This window comes from Brevibacillus choshinensis (genome assembly GCF_016811915.1).
GTDB lineage: Bacteria > Bacillota > Bacilli > Brevibacillales > Brevibacillaceae > Brevibacillus > Brevibacillus choshinensis_A.
Genome location: NZ_CP069127.1, coordinates 1251093 through 1275501, shown reverse-complemented (window position 1 = coordinate 1275501; position 24409 = coordinate 1251093). Strand labels below are relative to the sequence as shown.

25 protein-coding genes are annotated in these 24409 nt (G+C 51.6%); 8 read left to right on the top strand and 17 right to left on the bottom strand.

Features of this window, described 5'->3' with window-relative positions; all coding sequences use genetic code 11:
* Positions 1-181 precede the first annotated feature (181 nt).
* Complete coding sequence (locus JNE38_RS06805; RefSeq protein ID WP_203355849.1) at positions 182-514, top strand: PadR family transcriptional regulator; 333 nt, start codon at positions 182-184, stop codon at positions 512-514.
* Positions 514-1812, top strand: coding sequence for an FtsW/RodA/SpoVE family cell cycle protein (locus JNE38_RS06800; protein WP_203355848.1), 1299 nt, complete (start codon positions 514-516; stop codon positions 1810-1812). Before JNE38_RS06805 ends, JNE38_RS06800 begins: the two co-directional genes overlap by 1 nt.
* A 234-nt stretch (positions 1813-2046) precedes the next feature.
* Here JNE38_RS06800 and JNE38_RS06795 read toward each other — a convergent pair whose 3' ends face one another.
* Complete coding sequence (locus JNE38_RS06795; RefSeq protein WP_203355847.1) at positions 2047-2451, bottom strand: VOC family protein; 405 nt, start codon at positions 2449-2451, stop codon at positions 2047-2049.
* Positions 2452-2709: 258 nt separating this feature from the next.
* Between JNE38_RS06795 and JNE38_RS06790 the strand changes: the two genes are divergently transcribed.
* Positions 2710-3306 (top strand): TetR/AcrR family transcriptional regulator, encoded by a 597-nt coding sequence (locus JNE38_RS06790; protein WP_203355846.1) that lies wholly within the window; start codon positions 2710-2712, stop codon positions 3304-3306.
* A 202-nt stretch (positions 3307-3508) separates the two neighbouring features.
* On the opposite strand, the gene JNE38_RS06785 is transcribed toward JNE38_RS06790, so the two are convergent.
* From JNE38_RS06785 to JNE38_RS06745, 9 genes are all read right to left on the bottom strand, one after another.
* Positions 3509-3955 carry a 2-thiouracil desulfurase family protein gene (locus JNE38_RS06785; RefSeq protein ID WP_203355845.1) on the bottom strand — a complete coding sequence of 149 codons (447 nt, stop codon included), beginning with the start codon at positions 3953-3955 and terminating at the stop codon, positions 3509-3511.
* A gap of 24 nt (positions 3956-3979) precedes the next feature.
* The gene (gene coaA / locus JNE38_RS06780; RefSeq protein WP_238933576.1) at positions 3980-4918 is read right to left on the bottom strand and encodes a type I pantothenate kinase; all 939 of its coding nucleotides are present in this window, start codon (positions 4916-4918) and stop codon (positions 3980-3982) included.
* Between the two features lie 188 nt (positions 4919-5106).
* Positions 5107-5559: a Dps family protein gene (locus JNE38_RS06775; protein ID WP_203355843.1), complete on the bottom strand. Its 453-nt coding sequence runs from the start codon at positions 5557-5559 to the stop codon at positions 5107-5109.
* Positions 5560-5653: 94 nt separating this feature from the next.
* Positions 5654-6850, bottom strand: a complete 1197-nt coding sequence (locus JNE38_RS06770) for a M20 metallopeptidase family protein (RefSeq protein ID WP_203355842.1) — start codon at positions 6848-6850, stop codon at positions 5654-5656.
* Positions 6847-7776: a S66 peptidase family protein gene (locus JNE38_RS06765; RefSeq protein ID WP_203355841.1), complete on the bottom strand. Its 930-nt coding sequence runs from the start codon at positions 7774-7776 to the stop codon at positions 6847-6849. The genes JNE38_RS06770 and JNE38_RS06765 overlap by 4 nt, the downstream gene beginning before the upstream one ends.
* A gap of 14 nt (positions 7777-7790) precedes the next feature.
* Positions 7791-9443: a peptide ABC transporter substrate-binding protein gene (locus tag JNE38_RS06760; RefSeq protein ID WP_203355840.1), complete on the bottom strand. Its 1653-nt coding sequence runs from the start codon at positions 9441-9443 to the stop codon at positions 7791-7793.
* 163 nt (positions 9444-9606) lie between these two features.
* Positions 9607-10977 carry a sigma-54 interaction domain-containing protein gene (locus JNE38_RS06755; protein ID WP_203355839.1) on the bottom strand — a complete coding sequence of 457 codons (1371 nt, stop codon included), beginning with the start codon at positions 10975-10977 and terminating at the stop codon, positions 9607-9609.
* Between the two features lie 18 nt (positions 10978-10995).
* Positions 10996-11712 carry a response regulator gene (locus tag JNE38_RS06750; protein ID WP_203357440.1) on the bottom strand — a complete coding sequence of 239 codons (717 nt, stop codon included), beginning with the start codon at positions 11710-11712 and terminating at the stop codon, positions 10996-10998.
* Positions 11712-13277 carry an ATP-binding protein gene (locus JNE38_RS06745; RefSeq protein ID WP_203355838.1) on the bottom strand — a complete coding sequence of 522 codons (1566 nt, stop codon included), beginning with the start codon at positions 13275-13277 and terminating at the stop codon, positions 11712-11714. The genes JNE38_RS06750 and JNE38_RS06745 overlap by 1 nt, the downstream gene beginning before the upstream one ends.
* Positions 13278-13402: 125 nt before the next feature.
* On the opposite strand from JNE38_RS06745, the gene JNE38_RS06740 reads away from it, so the two are divergent.
* Positions 13403-14452 (top strand): TRAP transporter substrate-binding protein, encoded by a 1050-nt coding sequence (locus JNE38_RS06740; RefSeq protein WP_203355837.1) that lies wholly within the window; start codon positions 13403-13405, stop codon positions 14450-14452.
* Between the two features lie 71 nt (positions 14453-14523).
* Here the strand turns inward: JNE38_RS06740 and JNE38_RS06735 are convergent, their stop codons facing one another.
* The 3 genes from JNE38_RS06735 to JNE38_RS06725 all read right to left on the bottom strand — a co-directional run bounded on the left by JNE38_RS06735 (position 14524) and on the right by JNE38_RS06725 (position 17577).
* The gene (locus JNE38_RS06735) at positions 14524-15963 is read right to left on the bottom strand and encodes a HAMP domain-containing sensor histidine kinase (RefSeq protein ID WP_203355836.1); all 1440 of its coding nucleotides are present in this window, start codon (positions 15961-15963) and stop codon (positions 14524-14526) included.
* On the bottom strand, positions 15944-16633 hold the full coding sequence (locus JNE38_RS06730) for a response regulator transcription factor (protein WP_203355835.1): 690 nt from the start codon (positions 16631-16633) through the stop codon (positions 15944-15946). The genes JNE38_RS06735 and JNE38_RS06730 overlap by 20 nt, the downstream gene beginning before the upstream one ends.
* A gap of 188 nt (positions 16634-16821) precedes the next feature.
* On the bottom strand, positions 16822-17577 hold the full coding sequence (locus tag JNE38_RS06725; protein ID WP_203355834.1) for a stalk domain-containing protein: 756 nt from the start codon (positions 17575-17577) through the stop codon (positions 16822-16824).
* Between the two features lie 260 nt (positions 17578-17837).
* Here JNE38_RS06725 and JNE38_RS06720 point away from each other — a divergent pair, with 260 nt between their 5' ends.
* Positions 17838-19094, top strand: a complete 1257-nt coding sequence (locus JNE38_RS06720) for a dicarboxylate/amino acid:cation symporter (protein WP_203355833.1) — start codon at positions 17838-17840, stop codon at positions 19092-19094.
* Positions 19095-19200: 106 nt separating this feature from the next.
* Here JNE38_RS06720 and JNE38_RS06715 read toward each other — a convergent pair whose 3' ends face one another.
* Complete coding sequence (locus JNE38_RS06715) at positions 19201-19455, bottom strand: hypothetical protein (RefSeq protein WP_203355832.1); 255 nt, start codon at positions 19453-19455, stop codon at positions 19201-19203.
* A 285-nt stretch (positions 19456-19740) separates the two neighbouring features.
* On the opposite strand from JNE38_RS06715, the gene JNE38_RS06710 reads away from it, so the two are divergent.
* Complete coding sequence (locus JNE38_RS06710; RefSeq protein WP_203355831.1) at positions 19741-20238, top strand: cation:proton antiporter regulatory subunit; 498 nt, start codon at positions 19741-19743, stop codon at positions 20236-20238.
* Between the two features lies 1 nt (position 20239).
* Complete coding sequence (locus JNE38_RS06705; protein ID WP_203355830.1) at positions 20240-21469, top strand: cation:proton antiporter; 1230 nt, start codon at positions 20240-20242, stop codon at positions 21467-21469.
* A 192-nt stretch (positions 21470-21661) separates the two neighbouring features.
* Here JNE38_RS06705 and JNE38_RS06700 read toward each other — a convergent pair whose 3' ends face one another.
* The 3 genes from JNE38_RS06700 to JNE38_RS06690 all read right to left on the bottom strand — a co-directional run bounded on the left by JNE38_RS06700 (position 21662) and on the right by JNE38_RS06690 (position 23343).
* Positions 21662-22051, bottom strand: a complete 390-nt coding sequence (locus JNE38_RS06700; protein ID WP_203357439.1) for a DUF302 domain-containing protein — start codon at positions 22049-22051, stop codon at positions 21662-21664.
* Between the two features lie 79 nt (positions 22052-22130).
* The gene (locus JNE38_RS06695) at positions 22131-22664 is read right to left on the bottom strand and encodes a peroxiredoxin family protein (RefSeq protein ID WP_203355829.1); all 534 of its coding nucleotides are present in this window, start codon (positions 22662-22664) and stop codon (positions 22131-22133) included.
* Positions 22654-23343, bottom strand: coding sequence for a hypothetical protein (locus JNE38_RS06690; RefSeq protein ID WP_203355828.1), 690 nt, complete (start codon positions 23341-23343; stop codon positions 22654-22656). The genes JNE38_RS06695 and JNE38_RS06690 overlap by 11 nt, the downstream gene beginning before the upstream one ends.
* Positions 23344-23677: 334 nt before the next feature.
* Between JNE38_RS06690 and JNE38_RS06685 the strand changes: the two genes are divergently transcribed.
* Entirely contained in the window at positions 23678-24400 is a 723-nt protein-coding gene (locus JNE38_RS06685) for a glycosyltransferase (RefSeq protein ID WP_203355827.1), read from the top strand.
* Positions 24401-24409 lie beyond the last annotated feature (9 nt).

Here is a 24409-nt window from a genome sequence, read left to right as displayed (position 1 = left end):
TCACGTTCCCCTTGCAATAATGTTGTTGCCTCGATTCATGAACTTCTAACTTTATTTTCACAGAAATTTGTGAGGTATTTTTATATTTCACTGGCTTTCACTGGAAAATACTTATATACTCATATACATAGATTTCCAATACATTGATTATCGATGTATAAAATAAAAACCTGGAGGGCCTATGAAAATCAACAAGGAACTCATGAAAGGCAGCACTGTCATCCTCATCTTGAACCTGCTCGACCGTAAAGAAATGTACGGGTATGAGATGACCAAAGAAATTGAAAAGCACTCGAACGGAATTTTTACCTTTAAAGAGGGAACGCTGTACCCGATTCTGCATGCCTTGGAATCGGAGCGATACGTTGAAGCTTATTGGAACGAGACCGATGGTCGGAAACGGAAATATTACCGGATCACCCCTGAAGGGCGTGCGCAATTGAAGGAAAAGAAACAAGAATGGAACGTTTTCCGCGATGCGGTCGATTCTGTGTTAGGAGAGGGGCATGCTTAATGAAGACGAAAACCAATTCATTCATAGCAGATTATCTGAATCACGTTTGCAGTCATGTAAAAGCGAAAGGTATGCACGCGGAGATTCGCCTTGAACTGGAAAGCCATCTTACCGACCTGTTTGAAAAAAAAATAAGCGAGGGTATGGATGAGGATGAAGCGATTCGAATGGCCATTTTAAGCATGGGCGATGCCGAGACTGTCGGAAAGCAGCTCCATCAGATCCATAAACCGAAGCTGGAATGGAGTCTCATGGCGTTGGTGGTTGTTTTTTTGGGAGTCGGCTTATGTACCATGTATGGTCTTCAACTCACCTTCATTTCGACGATGGTAGCAAAGCAAACGATTGCAACTGCAATCGGAATCACCGTAATGCTCGCCATCACATTCACTGATTATCGCAAGCTGCAGCCTTTTTCCTGGCACCTGTACGGGGTCACCGCGCTTGTCATGTCCTACATGCTTATCAATAGCACTACGATAAACGGAAGGCCCTTCTTGGATGTCGAATCGATAAAGATTGATTTCGTGACGCTCAGCCCGTACCTATTCATAGTTTCCGCAGCTGGCATCATACTTTCACGAACGTGGCAATTCCAAGGTATTGTCTCAAAGCTTGGTGCTCTTGTTTTTCTCCCAAGCGCTCTCTATTTCTTTTCCCATTCGAATAGTAGTTTAGTGATTTACCTGGTTGGCCTGAGCGTGCTGATTATGTTCGCCAATAACAACCGACAGGAGAAACGCTGGTTTTTGGCAACGAACTCCCTTTTATGCTTGGCCACATGGCTGTCGGATGGCTACTTGCTCGAAAAACTGCACGTTTGGATAAACCCGCATGAAGATCCCCTTGGGCGCGGCTATATCTATATCCAGTCTATGGAAGCGATTCGTTCCGCTGGCTTGTGGGGAAATGGATTGGGCGCACAATTACAAACGCTGCCGGATATCACCAGTGATTTTAAGTTCACGTATGTCATCCATAGTCTCGGGTGGACTGGAGGATTGCTGATCTTTCTATCCATTGCGATATTTACCGTGAGAATGGCTGGTGTTGTAAGAAAAGGAAGCGATTCATACGGCAAACTTCTTGTTGTCAGTTTGCTCACGATTTTCTCCATTTCCTTTTTCTGGCCAATGCTGATGACAGTTGGATTACTACCAGTTGTGGGGCTCGGGATGCCTTTTATCAGCTATAGCTCATATGCTGTAATCATCCAGCTGGCAGCGCTCGGGCTCATCATGAGCGTTTACAGACGCAAAGATACGATACCAAGAACAAGACGTACCAATACGACATAAGATAAGCGATCGGGGAGGCTGGCGATCAATACGATGAAAAATTGCGTAGCATCAAGGTTGTCAGTCTACAACTTTATTTTCTTTGAACAATGGCTGCTCTGGAGTCATTGATCTAACTCGGTTTTTGAATGGAAAGATAAGTTTTCGATTTGATCCGGTAAAAGAAACAGCGGCGGGCAGGAAAGTTTCAGGCGAGAACTCCCTCCATTCCCCTTAGCGTAGGAACGCTGTCCGTTAAGGCCTGCCGCTGAACCGCTCGAGCGCTTCCTCGGTAACCGGAGCGAAGAGATTGACGAGGTTGCCGTCGGGGTCGCGCAACAGTGCAGAGCGGTTCCCCCATGGCATCGTGGTCGGTTCCTGTACCCACTCGTCGACAAGCGGCTTTAAGCGCGTGTACTCGGCATCGACGTCGTGGACGCGAAACTCGATGATGACGGTGTGGTTATCGGCCGCACGCGCGGAACCGGCGCCGAACAGTTGCACCGTCTGGGAGTGGCCGATCGCCAGGGTACACGTTGGCAGAACGAACTCAGCGAAGACAGGCGCGGGGCGCTTCGCCAAAACACCTGTGACTTTCTCATAGAACACGACGAGTCGATCCAAGTCGTCAGTAATTATGCGTACAGAAGCGAAATTCACGAGACATCATCCTTTCGATCATAAAACGATACGATACCGTATCGTATCGTATCATATTGACCTGAAGAATACAAGTGACCGTACGCCTAACAAAAATGGAGCTCGAAAATGCTTCGTTGCCTCACTGAAGCACAAACAAGGAGTGCCGTAAATGCAAGCCGAAATCCCCGGCGACAAGGATGCTCTCATGGTATAATGTGAAGGAATTTTTCTTAAGGCAACAAATCCAAGTCTAAGCACTTTTATGTTGGAGGGAAGATGGTGACTTCGTCTAAGAAATCTGAACCTGTGCCGTCCGCCAATTTGAACAGACGCGTCGAGCGTTCACGACATGCCGTCCTGACCACTGCGTTTGAACTGCTCAGCGAAGGCGGTGTGGCTAGCTTCTCCGTCGACGAGGTGGCGCGTCGTTCCGGGGTCGCTAAGACGACCATCTACCGCCACTGGCCGACGCGTGAAGCACTGGTGATCGACGCATGTTCACGGATGATTGCCGAGCAGGAAACGCCCGACACCGGCTCACTCGAAGGTGACGTCACGGCTATCCTGATGGAAATCGCGCACCTGCTACCGACGGCGAATTGGTCCTTCGTCCTGCCGTCAATCGTCGACACAGCCGAGCGCAACCCGGAGTTCGCGGAAATCCACAGTCGGATTCAGCGCGGACACGCCGCCCCCCTGCGAGAGGTCCTACAGCGCGCGGTAGGCAGAGGCGAGCTGTCGGCACACGCCGACGCGTCAACTATCGTCGCAGCTCTGCTGGGGCCACTCTTCTACCGCCGCTGGTTCTCACGCGAACCGATCGACGACCAGTTCGTAAAGGTGATCATCAAACGCGTACTCTCTTCACTTTAGTACGAGGTCTATCGCTACTTGGCCGAACATCGATGGCGGACCAACAAATATCTATTTTGCGCGCCCTAAGGCTTCGGCATCCTGACGCAAAGCGATCGAACCCCCGCCCTGGAGAGCGAGGATTCGAAAACAGATTAGATACATGAACGGTGTTTTAACACCTACAGCAAAAGGGAGCGGATTGATCCACTCCCTTTTGTCGTTATTCGTGATTTTGCTCGGATCGGACCTCGATCCCATTCCTGCGAAACAGTGCAGCTGTCAACCCTGTTCCGGTCACTTTCTTGCCGGAAAACGTGCCGTCATAGACGAACGAGCTGCCGCACGATGGGCTGTTTTCCTTTAAAATAGCGGACGTTGCTCCGACGGTTTGCGCCAGCTTCAACGCTTGGCGAGCTCCCGTGAGGAATTCCTCTGTCACGTCATTTCCTTTTTGGTCGATGATGCGAGCATTTCCGTCCAATACGTCAAAACCGTCTCCTCCGACGATCTCCGCTGGCGGACGCGGGGTAGGCAATCCGCCGAGCTGCTCGGGACAGACTGGGATTACCTTGCCCTCCCGCAAGAGCTGCTCCAGCTCCTGATTCAAACAGGACTTTTGATCGTAACGGCATTCGCAGCCGATCAGACAAGCGCTGATCATTTTCATGGATAACCCTCCCGTTACTCTCCTCTACAATTTGCGCAGCTTCACACTCTGCACCCTATGATCCTGACCTTTGTCGAGGATCAGCTGGGCGCGGACACGGGTTGGCAAAATATTTTGGCGGAGATTCGCTCCGTTGATTTCCTGCCAGATGCCAGTCGCGACATTGGTAGCTTCCTCGTCAGACAAGCTTGCGTAGCGGCGGAAATAAGAAGAAGGATTGGAAAAGGCCGTTTGCCGCAGCAGCTTGAACCGTTCTACGTACCATTGCAAAATATCTTTTTCATCCGCATGCACGTAAATGGTGAAATCAAAGAAGTCGGAAACGATGACTTCAGATATGCGCTGCTGGTTTTCTGTGTCTTTCGGAGGCTGCAGAACATTCAAGCCTTCTACAATCAATATGTCCGGTTGACGCACGGTTTGCCATTCATTCGGCACGATGTCATAGACCAAGTGGGAATAGACGGGAGCTTTTACTTCCTCAACCCCTGACTTTACATCGGACAGGAAGCGGATGAATTTGCGCAAGTCATAGCTCTCCGGAAAGCCTTTGCGCTTCATGATTCCGCGCTCCTCCAGCACCCGGTTCGGATACAGAAACCCGTCTGTCGTCACGAGATCCACCTTGGGATGATTCGGCCAGCGGGACAGGAGCGTCTGCAGGATCCGTGCAGTCGTGCTTTTTCCTACGGCCACACTCCCGGCGATCCCGATGATAAAGGGAACTTTCCCATCGTTATTGCCGAGAAACGTATGCGTCGCCTGATACAACTCCTGCGTCGCTCCTACATGCAAATTCAGCAGGCGTGAAAGCGGAAGGTAGATGTCCGCTACCTCTGTCATGGAAACATTTTCGTTTAGACCCTGCAAACAGGCCAGTTCCTCATCAGATATAGTCAACGGCGTGGAAGCCCGCAGAGCTCTCCACTGCTCGCGGTTAAACGTCACGTAAGGTGATGCCATGGGAACGTACATCCTTTCCATCATGAAAGTGCTTTCTTTTTATCATCACACAGCTAGTTTACACCAGCACGCGACTCTTGGGAACCAAATGCTTGCCCCAAAGAAATGGAATTGCACTCCCAATTGGAAAAGGCAAGCCATCGCCCGTTTGAATCGACGTCAGCTTGCCTTCTTTGTACATCCCGTTTTTATTTCCCCATAAAGGCTTTCAGCATCCACACATGCTTTTCCAGGCTCTCGGTCATTCCCAAAAACATGTCGCCTGTCGCCTCGTCGTCTGCCGCTTCAGCAGCCCGAATGCCTTCCTTCAGCTCACTCACGAGGGTCGTAAAATCGCTCACGGTCGCTTGCACCATCTGATCGGCAGATTCTCCCCCTGCCGCTTCCTTGATGGATGCCTGCTCGATACAGGCCTTCATGGTGGACACGGGCTTTCCGCCTACGGCCAGCAGACGCTCTGCCAGTTCATCCACATATTTGGCTGCCTCATTGTACAGCTCCTCGAACTTGGCGTGCAGGGTGAAAAAATTCGGGCCTTGCACGTACCAATGAAAGTGATGGAGCTTTATATACATCACAGACCAGTTGGCAACCTGCTTGTTCAGCACCTCGGTTACGGGACGGCTCATCGTTATGCTCATCGGGACGCAACTTCCTTTCCTGGGAATAGGTAGATCGTCTGTAGTGTTCCGCTGCGACTCGCTCCCTATACCCACGGCTCCGAAGCCGCGCGAGTCACTTTTTCTCCTGCAAAAAGGTAATGGCATTGTAAGCCTGCATGGCTGCTCCGATAGCCAGACTGCGCTCATCCAGGTCAAATCGCGGGTGATGGACAGGGTAGATGCAGCCCGCCTCCTCGTTGCGTACGCCCAAATGGTAAAACGCACTGGGTACGTTCTCCGCAAAAAAGGCAAAATCCTCCACACCCATCATCGGGTATTCGTTGACCCGCACGTTTTCCGCTCCCAGCATGGTCTCCCCGCAGCCCTTTACCAGATCGACCATCGCTCTGTCATTGACGAGTGAGGTATAGCTCTCATCCAGGACTACCTCAGCCTCGCCGCCGAGACTGCGGGCGGTCAGCTCAGCCACTTCGCGGACGCGCTCTTTGACATACTTGCGAACGTGTTTGTCCAGTGTCCGGATGGTTCCGGTCAGCTTGACTTCCTGCGCCAAAATATTCGCGGCTGTCCCGCCGGATATGACTCCCAGCGTAATGACCGCCGCCTCTCGCGGATCTACATTGCGGCTAACAATCGTTTGCAGCGCGGTAATCACATGAGCAGCAATCACGATTGCGTCGCGTCCTTTATGCGGATAGGCTCCGTGACCGTTTTCGCCCCGCACGGTGATGTACAAATCATCCGATGACGCGTTCATTTGCCCGTATTTTACGGCAATCTTCCCTACTTCCAGATCAGGAGACACATGCAGACCAAACACGGCTTCGACGCGAGGGTTTTCCAGCACGCCTTCCTGAATCATGGGCAAAGCTCCGCCGACTGTTTCCTCTGCCGGCTGAAAGAACAGCTTGACGGTACCCGCGAGCTCCTGCTTGGCATCGTTCAAAATCCGCGCTGCACCCAGGAGGCAGGTCATGTGGGCATCATGTCCGCAAGCATGCATTTTCCCCTCGACTCGCGAGCGGTATTCAGTGTCGTTTGCTTCTTCAATCGGCAAGGCATCCATGTCTCCGCGCAGTGCTACCGTAGCCCCTGGCAAGCCGCCTTGGATGATTCCTACGACTCCTGTGCCGGCCGATTTGAAATAAGGGATCCCCATCTCGTCCAAATAGCGGATAATTTGCTCCTGCGTCCGAAATTCCTCCATCCCGAACTCCGGGTACTGGTGGAAGTCGCGCCTGACCTGTGAGAGCCACGGCAAAATTCCCTGGGCCTGACCCCAGATGCGATCGGTTTGCAATGCGCTCATACCGTCACACTCTCCTCTATGACAAGCTGGCAGCCTGTCGCATCCAGCCGCGCCTCGACACCGAAAGGCAGGGCCATGTTGGTCGTCCCGTGGCCGATCTGGGCGTTCCAGATCGTCGGCTTTTGATAAGGCACAACGATGTTTTGGAATACGTCCCATACGGTGAAGCCATCGCGTTTTTTCGGCTCGCAATCCGTCCAGGTCCCGATGATGATACCTGCGCAGTCTGCAAATAAACCGCCCAGTGCCAGCTGTGTCAGCATGCGATCGATCCGATAAGGCTCTTCATCGATGTCTTCCAGGAACAGCAGCTTGCCGCGCGTATCCACTTGGTAAGGAGTTCCCATCAAAGCTGCCACGAGCGCCAAATTTCCTCCGACGACATGTCCCGCTGCCTCGCCTTCCACCAAGCACACCATCTCTTCGCCAGGCGGATTGATGATCGGGCCCAATGGCTCTGGGCGTGTCATCGCACGCAGCAAATACTGCTCCGTCCAGCTGTTCAACTGGTGGGCGATATCGGATGTCGCCATGGGACCATGCAGCGTCGCCAGTCCAGACTGCTGGCCAATCGCTGTGTGCAGCGCTGTGATGTCGCTGTACCCGATAAACAGCTTTGGATTTTGAGCGATGAGGTCATAATCGAGCATGCCCAGGATTTGCGGGGCGCCGTATCCTCCCCGCATGCACATGATGCCGTCCACTTCATCATCCGCGAACATGGCGTTCAACTCAAACGCCCGCTGCTGCGGCGTGCCTGCCAGATATCCTCCATACGTTTCCCTGCATGCGCCGCTGACCTTTACCTTGAAGCCGTACGACTCCAGCGCAGCGATTGATTTTTGCAGAACTTCCTCCGTGGCCGGGCTCGAGGTGGCAACCAGCCCGATGGTGTCTCCTGCCCGTAATGCTTTTCCTTTGTTCATCCCGCATTTCTCCCCTATTCCTTATAGGCCCATTTGAAATCAATCTTGCTGAGCGGATCGATCCGGACGCCTTTTACTTTGTCGCTTTGCACCCAGGCGTTCACGTCGCTGAACAGGCCTGTGAGCGGCATCTCATCCATCAGCAGTGTCTCAGCTTCCAATAGGATTTGTTTCCGTTTCTCTGGATCTTTTTCCACGTACGACTTCTGGATCAGCTCGGAATATTTCGGGCTGTGCCAGCGCGTGATGTTGGATGAGCTGTACTTCTCCACGAATTTTTGCAAAAAGTTGATGGAATCGTTGTAATCAGCCGTCCAGCTGGAGCGGGTGATTTCGAACTTTCCTTGCTCCTGGTCATCGAGATACACCTTCGTCTCTTTGTTGAGCAGCTTGACATCGACACCAAGCACGTTTTTCCATGTCGCTTGCAGCGTCTCCGCAATCGCTTTGTTTCGATCCGAGGTATTGTACAGATACGTAATCGGCGGCAGCTTCGCGATACCGAGCTCCTTCATGCCCTCCGCCAGCAGCTTCTTCGCTTCCTCCGGCTGGTTGTCGGCGAAAAACCCTTCCGGCTTGAGGCTTGCGGTGATCGGGGTAATTCCCATCAAAGGCGTTTGACCAGCCTGCCCGATGTTGTCTGCGATCTCCTGACGATTGATCGCGTAAGCAAATGCCTTCCGCACCTTGCTGTTTGTAAATGGCGCCCTCTCGGCATTGAAGCGGATGTAGTACGAGGTCGCTTTCGGCTTGGTCATCAGCTTGCCTTCCTGCTTGAGTGGAGCTATCGCATCGACCGGCAATCCGCTGATCGGTCCGCCAGCCCAGTCCAGATCGCCGTTTTGGAACATGGACAGCTCTGTGTTGGTATCCGAGATCATGGAAAACTCGAGGCGGTCCAGCTTTACGACATCCTTATCCCAATAGGTATCGTTTTTGACCAAGACGATTTTATTTTTATGCTCCCACGTCTCCAATTTGAACGGCCCGTTGCTGACCAGCGTCCCTGGATCATTCGCCCATTTCGGATTCGCTTCCACGACCTTCTTGTTGATCGGCGGCAGGAACGAAGCCAATGTCGGGAAGAACGGAGTCGGATGCTCCATCGTCACCTGCAGCGTCTTGTCGTCCAGTGCCTTCACTCCCACATCCTCCGCCTTTGCCTTGCCGGAGGTGAACGCTTGTCCATTTTTGATCACATAGTAATTGTACGAGGCGGGTGAGCCTGTCTTGGGGTCGAGCGCGTATTTCCAAGCGAATTCAAAGTCTTGCGCCGTGACCGGATCCCCATTCGACCATTTTGCATCCCGCAGCGTAAACGTGTAGGTCAGCTTGTCGTCCGAGAGCTTCATGTCGGACGCGAGGGAATTGATGGCATTGCCCTTTTCATCCAGACGTGTGAGACCGTCGTAGATGGCGCGGATGACAGCCCCTGAGGTCGTGTCTTCCGCAAAGGTCGGATCGAGTGTGGCTGGCTCTTCCATGTTTAGATGCAGGATTTGCTCACTGCCTTTGGAAGGCTCGGCCACAGGAGCCGTCGAAGCAGCTGGCTGAGTCGTGGCAGGCGAATTGGCCGGAGCGGCACCATTCCCCCCGCTGCTGCAAGCAGCTAACAAGCTTCCTGCGACAAACAAGGAACTGATCAAAGCGGTAACCATCTTTTTCATTGCACTAGCGCCCCCTTGTTACGAGATTGCTGTTTCAATTTTGCAAAAACGGTGCCAAGCCCAAGCCCGCACATCTCAGCCGGTTCACTATTCAGCCGTGCATACACGATCGCCATCCTCGCATCTTTTCAGCGCGCTCCCTTTATTCTGCGGTGAATAGGGGTTATTCACGCTGGAATACCCATTTGCGCAGCTTGCGGCTCGCAGAAGGCTGGCTGATCCCCAAAGCCTCTGCCACCTTGGTCGTCGTCTTGTGCAGATCATAGGCATGCTGCATCAGCTGCCGCTCCACTTCCTCCATCGCATCCTGCATCTGCATCACGCGGTCCACTTTGACCCCGTTATTCGCACTGCTCTCCTGGTTGTGAATATAGCGGGGGATCTGCGCGGGCGTGATCCATTCATCATGCGAAGTGACCACCAGACGCTCCACCACGTTTTCCAGCTCACGCACATTTCCGGGCCAGTCGTATTCCTCGAGGATCCGATAACAGGCGTCGCTGAGCTGTCTGTCGAGGCTGTACCTCTCGGAAAAGACGCCGAGAAAGTAGTGGACGAGGACGGGGATTTCTTCCCTGCGCTCCCGCAGCGGCGGTATTTCCAAGGGAACCACGTGAATGCGGTAGTACAAATCTTCGCGGAACTTCCCTTCCTTCACCATCTGCCGCAGGTTTTGGTTCGTCGCGGTGATGAGCTTCACGTCCACTTTGCGCGGAATGGAGCTGCCCACAGGCGTAATCATCTTGTCCTGCAAGACCGTCAGCAGCTTTACCTGCAAGTTGAGCGGCAGCTCCCCGATCTCATCCAAAAAAAGGGTGCCGCCGTTTGCCTTTTCGATCAGCCCGGACTTGCCGTCCTTGTCTGCTCCCGTAAAAGCGCCCTTTTCGTAGCCGAACAGCTCTGATTCCAGCAGCGTCTCGGGAATCGCGCCACAGTTGATATGTACAAACGGCTTGTCCATGCGCGGGCTGCATTCATGGATGTACTTGGCCAGCACGCCTTTGCCGACACCTGACTCCCCGAGCAGGATCATGGATGACTCTACTTGTGCCAGCTTTTCAGCCATGGCCGTCACCTGCTGCATGGAGGTGCTGCGGTAGATCAGACACGTATTCCCTTTCTGTCTGCCCCGCTCTTTGGTGATTTCACTTTGGTAAAGTGTCCCGATGTACTTGGTTTCATTCAGCTCCTGCTGAAGCTTTTCTTCGTCCGTGATATCGATCGATGTATTGACGACTCCACTGAAGGTGCCGTCCTTGTCCCAGATCGGGGTGCCCTCCACAAAGAGCTTTCGGTTTTGCCTGGTCGTCTGGATCGTTTGTACCTTCTTTTTGTCCCGAATGACACGCATGGTAATCGTAGGCGAAAAATAGCCCATGTGATAGAAGTCCTCGATAGGCTTCCCCATCATTTCCTCGGGATCGATTCCAAAGTATTCCCCGTACCTCTTCGAGCAGTAGAGCGTTCTGCCTTGTGCATCCGTGACGTGCACGATGTCGAACAATGAGCCCAGGACGGCTTCATAATCGATCATCCAACGCCCACCTCCCGATTATTTTTTGTGTACCCGCATGTACCGATTGGTGGGCCTGCCTACTCCCCCATAGCTGACATCCAGCCGCACCCGTCCCACTTTTTCGAGGTAGTCCAGATAGCGCCTGGCAGTCACTCTGGCAATCCCGACCCGCTCAGCCACTTCTTCTGCTGAAAGGGACTGATTTTCCCTTTCCAAATGACGTTCTATTTGATCCAGTGTAACAGCGTGCAATCCCTTGGGCAATGCTTCTGTTTCTTTGACAGGATCACTCTCTTTGCCCGGCTGCCCTACCGTCTTGCGAAACAGCCGATCCACCTCTTCCTGGGACGCGGAGCCATCCAGGCCCATCTGCTGGCGATACTGCCGATAGGATTCGAGAGATTGCTGGATTCGCTCATATTGAAACGGCTTGATGATGTAATCCATCGCACCATTGCGCAGCATCGCCTGAATGGTGGGCTTGTCCTTGGCCGCAGTGATCACGATGACATCGACGGCCTGGTCGCACGCGCGCAGCTCCATCAGGGCCTTGACCCCGTCCTGAACGGGCATGAAGACGTCCATCACGACCAGATCAGGCACCAGCTCCCTGGCCAGCTTGACACCCTCCGCCCCATTTGCGGCGACTCCCACGACCTGAAAGCCTGGGACGCGCTCGATAAACTGCGTGTTGATTTCCTGCACCATCGGATCGTCTTCGATGACGACCACTCGAATGGACTCCTGGACCATCACTCGTCCACCTCCTTCATCGGAAACGTAATAAGAAAGCTGGCTCCTTCATTCGGGCGGGAATGGCAGACCAACTCCCCTCCCCCTTTTTTCACCAGCTGATGCACCAAATGCAATCCGAGTCCGCGATGCTCCCGTTCCTTGGTGGAAAAACCTCGCTCGAGCATGCGGGCTCGCGTATTCTCATCCATCCCAATCCCGTTGTCCTCGACCAAGAGCGAACACACCTCGCTGTCCTGTTCGATGCTGATCGTGATTTCCTTGTCTTGCCGATCGCTTTTTTCCAGTGAGTCAAATGCATTTTCGATGAGGTTCCCCAGAATCAATACAAAGTTGTGGTGATCCATGTACGGGGGAAACTGCTCCAAACGGCTCATCCGGTCAATGGTGACACGAATTCCGAGCTCCCTGCCCCTGCTCACCTTGCCCATCAAGAGCCCCGAAACATTTTCGTCGGCAATCTGACTCGACAAAAAGGAAGTCAGCTCTTCCTGTTGATCACTCACCTCGAACAAGTAGGCAAGCGCCTTTTCGTGCTGATGGAGCTGGAGCAGTCCGGCGATGGTATGAAGCTTGTTCATGTGCTCGTGATTTTGGACCCGCAAGGCCCCGACGAATTCTTTGACTCCTGTCAGTTCTTCCGCCATCCTGGCTACCTCCGTGCGGTCCTGAAAGATCGCCAGAGCCCCTACGACCTTGTTCTCGACTTTGATCAAAAAGCGGTTTGACCAGAGGAGCGTATTTCCCACGTGAATTTCCGTATTGGTGAAGTTCTTTTGCTGCTCCAGCACCTCTGGCAGCCTCGTGTCGTGAAGGACTGAGCGAATGGGCATGCCCAGCACTTCCAAGTCCTCATCCAGCCCAAAGATCTGCTTGGCGCGATCATTGAATATTGTGATGCGCTCCTGATTGTCGATGGCGATGACCCCTTCGTGCATGGAGTGAAAGGTCGCTGTCCGCTCGACGAGAATCCGGGCGATCTCATCCGGCTCGAGATTCAGCATCTGCTTCTTCATATGGCGTGCCAGCTGATACGACCCCCATACGCCAAACAGCAGAGAGAGAAAGAACGTGATGGCGATATTGGCCCGCTCCTCCCGCATGATTTCCCAGACGCCGGGCATGACCCGTCCCACCAGCACTACGCCTACTTGCTGGTGATGCTCGTCCATGAGCGGCACGTAGGCTCGAAGCGCTGTGCCTAGCTCTCCCCTTACCTTTTGCTGGTAGGAATGCTCAGCGAACGCCGCCTCCACGTCCTTTCCCCGATAAAAGGTCCCGATCCGTTTGTCCAGCGGATCCGAATAGCGGACACGGTCTTTATTCAAGACTACGATATAGGTAACGTCATTGACGATTTTCAGCTTGTGCGCCGTAGGATTGATGACACGCCACCCGTCCGGCTCCTGAATGCTTTTTTGAATCACGGGGATCTCGGCAATGGTGCGGGCTGTTGTCATCAACCGCTGTCCCAGCTGTGTCTCCGTCACACGAATGATGCCCCCTACAACGATCAGACTGCCGATCACCAGGGAAAACAGCACGATGCCGACGGAGAGAAGCATGATTTTCCATTTAATTTTTAAGCGCTTGAACAGAACGGTTCTTCCTCTCTGACGGGTTTGCCTGCTACCATATATTTTGGTACAGTACTCCCAGCAAATCAACTCATTGTAAGCAGGTGTTCTCCATGAGATCTGTTGCAAGCATCGCCTTGTTCGTCTTGCTTGGACTCGCAAGCGCCATCGCAATCGGCTTTGGCGGTGATCTTCCTCTCGCAAATTGGAGCTACGACGAGGAGCAGGAAGGACTATCGGAGAGGATTATCATCAAATTCAGCCATGTGGTTGCGGAAAACACGCCAAAGGGTCTCGCCGTGGACCGATTTTCCCAATTGGTCAAGGAAAAAACGAATGGACGTGTGGAAGTGCAGGTATTTGCGAACGGCATACTTTACTCGGACAACACGGAGCTGGAGGCCCTGATGAACGGCGACGTGCAGATGATTGCACCAGCCTATTCCAAATTGTCCAATCAGATTCCCGCATGGCTCGCCATGGATCTTCCCTACGCTTTTCGCGACGAGGCGCAGGTCCAGCAGGCGGTGAACGGCGAGATCGGCCATCTGCTGTTTCAGACCTTGGAGCCATTCAACATCAAGGGAATGGCGTTTTGGAGCAACGGCTTTAAACAATTCACCAGCAACCAGCCCATCCGCATGCCCGAGGATTTGCGGGGCCAGCGCTTCCGAATCATGCCGAGCAAAGTTCTGCAAGCCCAGTTCCAAACCATCGGTGCAACAACGGAAGACGCGCCTTTCACCGATGTATACCGTAAATTGGCTGACGGTGCCGTCGATGGACAGGAAAACACGATCTCCAATATCTACACCAAGCGGCTCTATCAGGTGCAAAAATACATGACCATCAGCAATCACGGGTATCTTGGTTATGCTGTGATCATGAACCGCTCTTTTTGGGAAAAGCTCCCCCCTGACATCCAGACGGACATCGAGGAAGCAATGCGTGAATCCACCTCCTATATCAACGAGTTGGCCGTTACGATGAATCAACAGCAATTGCAGCAAATGAAGGAAGAGTCCAGCATGGAAATCCATGAGCTGACCCCTCGGGAACAGCAGGTCTGGCGTCAGGCGATGCAATCGGTTTACACCAAGTTCGCCCCCAGCATCGGGAAACCACTCATGGATAAAATCAAAGAGCTTCACCAAGAGAGGTGAAGCTCCGTCTATTTGAAAAGTAGCCGCGGATCACTAGCTGCAAAAAGGCCTGCTTCCCAGCAGCAAAGCTGTCAGGAGCTGGCCTTCTTTTCCTGGAACAATTTCGGCAAAATCAACGTGAATGTTGAGCCTTGCTCCGAACTTTCCTTGAGCACGAGCTCGCCGCCCAATGCCTTTGCGATCATGCGGGAAAAGGACAGGCCAAGGCCCAAGCCGCGCACCTTGTCCTTCTTGTTGCTTCCCCGGAAAAAACGCTCGAAGATCAAGGACTGTTCCTCTTGCGGTATACCTTGTCCGTTATCCTTTACATCGATCCGCATGTCAGCCGGCGTTTCATACAGCTCCAGCTCGATTTTTCCCCCGGCACCGATCGCCTGTTTCGCATTGTTCAGCAAGTTGATCAGGATCTGCTGGACACGCCCTGGATCTACTAGCACTATCGACTGTTTTTCCGGAATGTTCGTGTACAGCGATATCGGATCCGGATCATTCACGATTTTCCACTGCGATGCAATCTCCCGGACGAGTTTGTTCAGGTTCTGCTCTTCCTGCGCAACGGCAATAGCTCCGACTGCAAACGAGTTGAAATCCAGCAAATCCTCGACCATGCTTTGCAGCCTTTTCGTCTCCTTCAGGCAAATCTCCAAAAATTCCTTTTCTTCCTCACCCGATACGACCTCGTCGTTGATGGCCTGCACGAGTCCGCTGATGGATGTCACCGGCGTTTTCAATTCATGGGTGACGCCAGCCAGCAGCTCCGTGCGCATGCTTTCGAGCTGGCGCAGCCTATCCGCCATTTCCTTGAACGTGTAGACCAGCTCATGGATTTCCTTCTCTTTGATCGGTTGATGAAGCGGAACATCATAGTTTCCCTCTACGATCTGTCTGGCGGCCACCACCACGTTCTGAATCGGCTCAGACAAGCGCCGCGAGTGGAAATAAATGACGGCCCAGCCCAGCACTCCCAGACTTCCGAGCATAATCACCAGGTACTGCAGCTGCTCCCTTCCCACCTTGATATCGGTTTCCGGAAAGAGAAGGATGACCCTCCCGATATTTTTGTCGTTATATTCCAAATCCTTCTTGACGACGTATTGCGTGTCTCCATTCGGCTGCTTTACTTTATCGGAGCGTTCCGCTTCGGTCAGGAGTCGTTCCAGATCGTTTTGCAGCGGCGGCGGCAGCTGTCCTGGCCGGCTGTAGATCAGCTCGCCCTTATCATTTTTGATGAACAGCAGCAAATTGCGATCGACGCCCATGAACTTTCGCCGATTGTCCAGGACCTGATGCAGCGTATTGCCTACGAGCAAATTTCCTGCGTCATCCACGACCCGGTCCGCCACTTCTTCCGCAAATAGCCGCGTGACCTCCAGCTGCTTTTCCGTTGCCGCGTACTTGATCCAATAGGACGACACAATCCCGATGATGACCAGTCCACAGCAAAGTGTGATCAAATAACGTACCGTCCAGTAGCGAAGCAAAGAAACGGGCTTATTGTTTTTTGTAAACACAGAACTGATACCCCACCCCTCGCAGCGTTTTGATCTCGCCTTCGGACGGAGGCCAGTTTTCCAATGTCTTGCGAATGCGCTTGATCGCCAGGTCCACTGCCCGATCGCTGCCGCCGTAGTCCATTCCCCACACCTGGTCGATCAGCTGGTCACGGGTAAAGGTTTGATTTGGATTTTGCGCCAGAAACAGAAGCAGGGACAGATCCCGCGGATGGAACAAGACTTCGAGTCCATGCAGTGTGACGTTGTGGGACTGGAAATTGATTTTCAGGCTTCCGAAGATTCGGGTCTCCTGGTCTTTGATCAAAATAGCGGATCTTCTCAGCACCGCATTCACCCGAGCGACGACCTCTTCTGCCACGAAAGGCTTGGTGATGTAGTCATCCGCTCCTTCGTTCAGCCCCATCAGCTTTTGATCGGTTTGCCCCAAGGCAGTGATCATGATCACCGGACAGGCGCTTTTTTCCCGTATGTACTGCAAAATTTCCCAACCGTTGCGCTCCGGCAGCATGACATCCAGCAGCACCAGATCCGGCTTTTTTTCATCGAATAGCGAAAGCGCCTCGAGCCCATCGACGGCCTGCCATACCTGATAGCCCGCTTTTTGTAGGTAGGCCTTGAGCACCCGCGAGATTACCAGTTCATCCTCTACTAATAGTATGTTTTTCATGGAAGTCGATCCTGATTGATAGACATATCATCATTCCCCATTCGCGGTCACCTTTTATGAGGCCGCTCTTCTCTCTTTCTATACTATCAGTTTACCTCTTATTTTTTATATGTGGATTTGCTCTTTTTGGAAATAGGAAAAAAGCCTTGCTGTCTCATGTGAGAGAGCAAGGCTTTTTTTGTTAGTCATTAGATTTCATCGCCATCGAAATAGATGGATCCATCGCTTGCGTCGCCTTCGAAGTCGTATTGTTCGTCATCGGAATCGCTGTCGATGATGACCCCTTCGATGTCCGCATCTTCCAGGTCGGATTCATCCCAGATATCGTTCACGATGTCTTCCACGAGCTTTTCCAATTTACTGTTGCTCAGGTCATCGAAGTCATCTTGGTATTCCGACAGGTCGATGGAAATTTCCACTTCGATGTCGTCTTCATCGCCACTGAGAGAAATGTCCCATTCCAAATCTTCGAAATCACCGTAGTCATCATTCAGCTGATCTTCCAGGTCATCGATGACGTCGTCGATATCATCGCTGTTATCATCGTCTTCATAATCAGCCAGATCGTCTTCCAGTCCATCGATTTCATCATTCAGATCATCGATTTGGGCTTTCAATCTGGAAATTTCAGCATCCTTTTGCGCCAATTGAGATTCATAGCCTGGATCCGCCTGGTCTTTTACGTTGATCGTATAGTTTGTGCCATCCCACGTGATGTCCTTGTTGAATACGCCGGCCATCATGCGCAGAGGAATATACGTCGTACCGTTTACAATAAAAGGTTCGATCGTTGTAGAAACTTGGTTGCCGTTATACAGGACCTTAATGTTGTTGTAAGTGGCAGCCAGATTCTTCTTTGCTACTTGTGCATCGGAGCTTGCTGGAAACAGTCCCGCTGTCAGAACCAAAGCAGATGCAACCGCCAGATACTGTTTTTTAAACATGGTACATCCTCCATTCTCCCGGTTGTATTACCTAACGTACGTCTATGTACAAGTAATACTTTACCTATGATTCATGTCGAGAGTATGTCAATGCGGACATTTTTATTTGGGAATATCCGGAACAACGTAGCGGGATTGGCAAGACCAAAAAGACCAAAACAACCAATATGACCGTATTCTATTCATTCGTAAGACTATTCTATACAATGCGATCTATACACAGTGAAGCGCTTTCATCCAAATAGAGAGGAAGAGGATCCATGCGAATTAATTTTAAAAATCTGACCGTACAAGTGGTCATTGCCATTATCCTTGGGATCATCGTCGGTCATTTCGCTCCGAAATTCGGCGCAGAGCTGAAAGTGTTGGCGGATGTATTTGTGAAGCTGATCAAAATGGTCATCCCCCCTATCGTGTTCTTTACCGTCGTGAACGGAATTGCCGGTATGGGTGATATGAAAAAGGTAGGAAAGATCGGCGGAAAAGCTCTGATCTATTTTGAAATCGTTACCACGATTGCCCTGGCGATCGGTCTTTTGGTAGTCAACGTGATCAAGCCAGGGGTAGGCTTCGACAAGACTGGCTTGACCAGCGGCGACGTCACCAAGTACACGGAAGCTGCTGCCGAAAGCAACCACGGCTTCATCGACTTTTTTGTCGCCATCATCCCGGACAACGTGGTCGGAGCAATGGCAAAAGGCGAGCTGCTGCCCATCCTGTTCTTCGCCGTCCTGTTTGGTCTCTCCCTCGCAGCGATGGGTTCTGCGTCCCAGCCTGTCATCAAGCTGTTTGACAAGCTGACTCACGGTTTCTTCGGTGTCGTAAACATGATTATGAAGGTATCGCCAATCGCCGCTTTTGGTGCCATGTCCTATACGATCGGCAAATTCGGAATCGGCTCGCTGACCAGACTCGGCCTGTTGATGACCGCTGTCTACCTGACGATGTTCTTGTTCATCGTGTTTATTCTCGGAAGCATCGCCCGCTACTATAAATTCAGCATTTTCTCCTTCATCAAGTACATTCGCGAAGAAATCTTGCTGGTGCTGGGTACCTCGTCGTCTGAGTCCGCCCTGCCTCGCATGATGGATCGCCTGGAGAAATACGGATGCTCCAAATCGGTTGTGGGTCTTGTCGTACCTACCGGCTATTCGTTCAACCTCGATGGAACGTCGATCTACCTGTCCATGGCTGCCATGTTCATTGCGCAAGCCTACGGTGTCGATCTGAGCATCTGGCAGCAGCTGACACTGCTCGGGATCCTGATGATTACCTCCAAAGGAGCGGCTGGTGTGACCGGATCCGGATTCATTACCCTCGCCGCGACGCTGGCGGCATTCCCGATGATCCCGGTAGAAGGTATCGCACTCCTCCTGGGTGTAGACCGCTTCATGTCAGAAGCGCGCGCGATCACCAATCTGATCGGAAACGGCGTCGCTGCTGTAGTCATCGCCAAGCAGGAAGACGAGTTCCACCCTGAAAAAGCAAAGGCGGAATCGGAGCCTGCCACCGCTTAATGCATAGAAACACGGAAAGAGAAGCCACTCGGTATGAGCGGCTTCTTTTTTGTTTGCTGGGAAAAGCGTCCCGCATGCAGCGGGCTAGCCGGTTTTTGCCTTTCCGCTACTCCTGCGGCCACGTATTGCGAATTTCCTGTTCAAACAGGCGCAGCTGGTCCGCACGTTTTTGCACCTGTACATATTCATGCTCCCAATTCTCCCGCTGCTTTTCGCGCACGAGCTCTGCCTTTTTCTCCAGTTCTTTGACCTCGCTGCGCAGTGCAATCACGATATCCAAAATCCCCTCCACATCCATTTCTCGCATCTCCTGGATAAAATGCCATTCGGCTTCTGTCAATCGATACTGTTTATTGGCCATTTCATGATCACCCTTTGGAATACTTGGCTGCGCAAAGGATTTTGCACAGTCTTGCCTTTCTTGCATTTATGTTGGACAGGAAGCGTATCAATTCCTTTCCGCAAAATAAATGTGTCATTTTTTTATAAAATCGTTTCGTTTTCGAGCTTTTTTGTCGTCATTAGTATATAATTATATTGTAATATGTATGTAGTGAAGTAAATCCTCACGAAGGGGGGGACATTACTCAAAAAGAACTGGATTGGATAGCTTATTGACATCAGACACCGCTAAAGGAGGTTGCGCATGTTTTCGATCAGAGAATCTGATTTGCCTGGGATCGGAAGGAAGTATCAAGTAGAAACAAGGGGTGGAGATAAGCTCGTCGTCATCATCCACGACGACGGACGAAGAGAGCTTTTCCATTTCGACAAGGACGATCCCGATGAAACCATCTCCATGGTGACCCTCGACGATGATGAAGCGAGGCAAATCTCGGCGATCGTAGGTGGATTGACGTACAAACCTTCTGCTTTAGAAACCGTAGAGGTCGCTTTGGATAAGCTCGTGATCGAATGGTACAAACTAGAATCCGGAGCACCTTGCATGGGTAAAACGATCGGCGAGATGAATATCCGGCAAGAAACGGGCGCGACCATCATCGCGATTATTGAAAAGGACCATAAGCAAACCATCAATCCAGGTCCGGACTATGTTCTCCAAGCTGGGTCTACCCTAGTCGTCGCTGGCGAACGGAAGCAGGTGAAAGCGCTAAAATCGAAATTTAGCACAGGGGGTGAGTGAATTGGAGCACATCGTCTTTGAAGTCGGTCTCGCCCTCGCCTTGATTGCGCTGGCCGGCTTCCTCTCCATCAAGCTTAAATTCTCCATTGTTCCTTTCTACATCTTGGTCGGAATGGTCGTAGGTCCTCATGCACCTGACATCGGCTTGTTTGACCTCCGCTTCATTCAGAGTGCACCGCTCATTGAATTCATGGGCCGAGTCGGCGTTCTCTTCCTGCTTTTTTACCTGGGACTCGAGTTTTCCGTCGGCCGTCTGATCAAAGCCGGCCGTTCCATCGCCATTGGCGGCACGATTTACATCGTCATCAACTTTACCCTGGGCCTCTTGTTTGGCTGGGCTGCAGGCTTCCCACTGAAAGAAATCCTCATCATCGCTGGAATCACAACGATCTCATCCAGCGCCATCGTGGCAAAAGTCCTGGTGGATCTCAAACGTACCGCAAATCGCGAAACAGAGATGATTCTCGGAATCATCATGTTCGAAGACATATTTTTGGCCGTATATATCTCCATCGTTTCCGGCCTGGTCCTGAGCGGAGCCACCTCTCTCATGGGTGTCGCAAGTTCCGCCCTGATCGCACTCGGCTACATGCTGCTCCTCATCATCGTCGGGCGCAAAGCCGTGCCATTCCTCAACCGTGCGTTGAATATCAAATCCAATGAAGTGTTTATGATCACAATCTTTTCCGCGTTGTTCCTGATTGCGGGCTTTTCCGAGACCATCCATGTAGCGGAAGCAATCGGTGCTTTGTTGGTAGGGCTCATCCTGGCAGAAACGCAGCATATGAAGCGAATCGAACACATGATTCTGCCATTTCGCGACTTCTTCGGCGCGATGTTCTTCTTCAGCTTTGGTCTGACGATCGATCCGCTTTCCTTGGGAGGCGCTGTGTGGCTCTCGATCGGTGCGGTAATCGTCACGATCATCGGGAACGTTGCAGCCGGGCTGCTCGCTGGAAAAAGCGCAGGATTGCCTGCCAAAGCTTCTACCAACATCGGACTTACGATTGTTTCTCGCGGTGAATTTTCTATCATCATGGCCAATCTGGGAAAAGCCGGGGCACTCATGGAACTCCTCCAGCCGTTTGCAGCTCTGTACGTGCTCATTCTGGCCATTCTCGGCCCTTTGCTTACCAAGGAGTCCAAGAAAATTTACGGTGTGCTCAACAAAGTTCTTCCGCTGGATAAAAAAACACCCGTCAAGCAAACAGAAAACAATCCGAATACGTGAATCCAAGCCAGTGAAAACACAGCATCCGAACCCTATCCTATAAACTAACTGACAGTAAAAGAAAACAGAGGTGGTCTAAGGACTGGAAAGAAAGTCTTAGACTGCCTCTGCTTTTTTCTTCCCGATTGCAACGGTTAAGCGTACTTATGGATCTGATGCAGACAGATGGGCTATGTGAGCTCTCGAAGCCGTCTACTTGGCCTTCTCGATGACGCGAATCAAGGTTTGCTCGATGTCCTCCGCAATCTGTGTGAGCTGGGTGCTGTTTAGAAATCCGATGAGAGCACTGGGCCTCGGCAAACCGATATGGACATGGCTCTGGTCCGCGTAGACGACGATTTTACAGGGCAAAAAGTACCCGACCAGCTCATTATGACTCAATACCTTTGCTGCTTCATGCGGATTGCATACCTCGAGTATATGGAAAGGCCTCGTGTAGTCCTCAATTCCTTTATCCCTCAGCTTTTGTGTCAAATCCAACTGCCACAAGATGCCGAATTGTTCTTCTTTCAATTGGGCATCCAGCGATTCGATGACCGCTTCGATCGTTTTGTTCGACTGAACCGTGTAGTGGAATTCCATCATTCTCCTCCTTTTCCTCTTAGTATGCAGGAGGGTCAGGCGAATTATGCCCACATCATGCGCTGTCGAATGCCTCTTTTCATTCCATTGCCGAAACGAATTTTTCCATTTGTTCCTGATCCATCGGTCCGATGAACTTCTCCCGGATTACTCCTTTCGAATCGATCATGTAGCTCGTCGGTATGGATATGGCCTGGTACCGGTTCGCTACCTCCTTGTCCACATCCATTGCCACAGGGAATGTCATGCCATAGGCCTTCATAAAGGCAGCTACATCATCCACGCTATTTTCAGTGGCAGTCAAATTCACCCCGAGGATGACGACTCCCTTTTGTTTGTTTGCCTCATAAAACGCTTGCATGTCCGGTATCTCTGCCCGGCACGGCGGACACCATGTCGCCCACAGATTCACGATCACCTTTTGACCGCGCAGATCAGATAGCTTGACGGGCTTTCCTTCCACCGTCAGCAATTCAAAATCCGGCGCGATATTCCCCTTCTGGATCCCGACCGCTTGCGAGGCAGGCTCCGTGGAAGGAGCGGCTGTCGTGAATAACCCCCAGCCGAGCAAGGCCAAGAGTGCGACTACCGCAAATAGATTGCTATTCTTCATCGGGCGTCCCTCCTGTATCACGAGCGCGATTGGCCAAAAACAAAGCGAGGACAGAAATCGAGTAGAAAATCTGCTGCTCTTTGGATAACCCTGCCAACAGCGCTTTTTGCTCTGGGGAGAAAAAAGCAGCGTACACCTGACTGATGGAAAACCACATCAGCAGCTGCAGCCAGGGAACCACATTCGCCGCGCGATCTACCTTCCGAATCATCCAGAGAACAAATCCCGCAGCGATCAATGCCTGCTGGGGATCATACCAGCCTTCCATTCCCCCCGTTCCCCATGAAAGGACATGTCCAACTCCCCAGGCAACCAATCCCCCTGTCACGTAGGCATCAACTACTTTCGGGATGGGTATTCCTTGCTTTCGGATCCTTATGACCACAAAGACGACGCCCGCTATCAAAGCTAGCCAAAGCCCTCGATCCCCTCCCGAGAAATAGAGCAGGGACGAAGGCTGCGCCAGTGCCTTAGCCGGATAGAACAGCACGTAGCTGAATTTCCAGACCAAAAAAGCCAACAGAAGACTGCTGCTCATCAGTTCCAGTATCACTTTTTGCAGTACCTGCTCGTCTCGTAGACGAAGACGAACAGCTGCGAATGCCAAAACGACCGAGATAGCCATGCTCAACAGGCTCATTTTGATCAGGATAGGGCCGAGCTGTATGACATCAGGCACGCTCTTCTCCTCCTCTGGTGTCCTTCAATCAGCCACTGTTTCTTAGAAAAGAAGCCTATTCTCAGTAGGAAGAATAGGCGTTTGGCGTATCTATGCTAGTATAAATCACCATTTCTGGCTGTACCAATGATTTCTGTTCATTTCAATCTGACAAGCGATGAGCTTCACTCCCAGATTGCGAGGCAAAGGAGGGCCAGTGATAAGCCCCCGGTCATACGGGAAACAAGCCTGTGTGCTTTCATCCTGCAACGATATTCGACTACAGCAATCTCTGACAAACTCCAATACCATGTATCGTTACGGCTTCTACCTTGGTAAAGGGGTGTGAGTCACATTGGGAAAACGCAAGAAAAAAATCATTGTGGGGATCGCTTTTAACTCCAAAAAGCTGAAGTACAACCGCAAGAAGAGATTTTCCAAGCGCTGGATCAAAAACCGGATGAAGATCTTCATGGGGTATACCCGGAAAAGTCTGGCAAAGCAAACGAATCAAGGCTTTGAAGCCCTCATCGAGTACGCGGACCGCTCCCGAAAAAAAATCAAGAAGCAGCTCGGCAAATATAAAAAGCTTCCCCAAAATATCAAGTTCATCCCGAAAAGCATGTATAAGAAGTCCATCAGGAAACGCCTGAAGGGCTATCAGTATTTGTACCTGGTTCGGCTCGACTCGGATGACTTGTACCGCAGAAGCTTCATTCAACAGCTCAAGAACCACCGCCCGGGAAAAGGTGTCAAAGCAATCATCAACCAGCATGGCTACATGTATGACTCGAAAAACCACCGGATTGCACCGATGTATGCAAAGTCCCCACCCTTCTACACCCTCATCTATAAAGCCAAGGATTACATCAAAGGCAAAAGGTACAGGCTTCGCGGCGGGCATCCAGCAGTCATTCGACTACGCCATAATAAATTGCGCAGGCGCAACTTTGTGCATATCATTCACTCCGGCAATACCACGAGTAAATTCCGTTCGAAGCGAAACAAGATCATCAACAAACGTCTTGTCGTGAAAGGACGCTATAGGGTGAGAAGAATCCTTTCTTCTTTTATGTAAAGCGAAGAG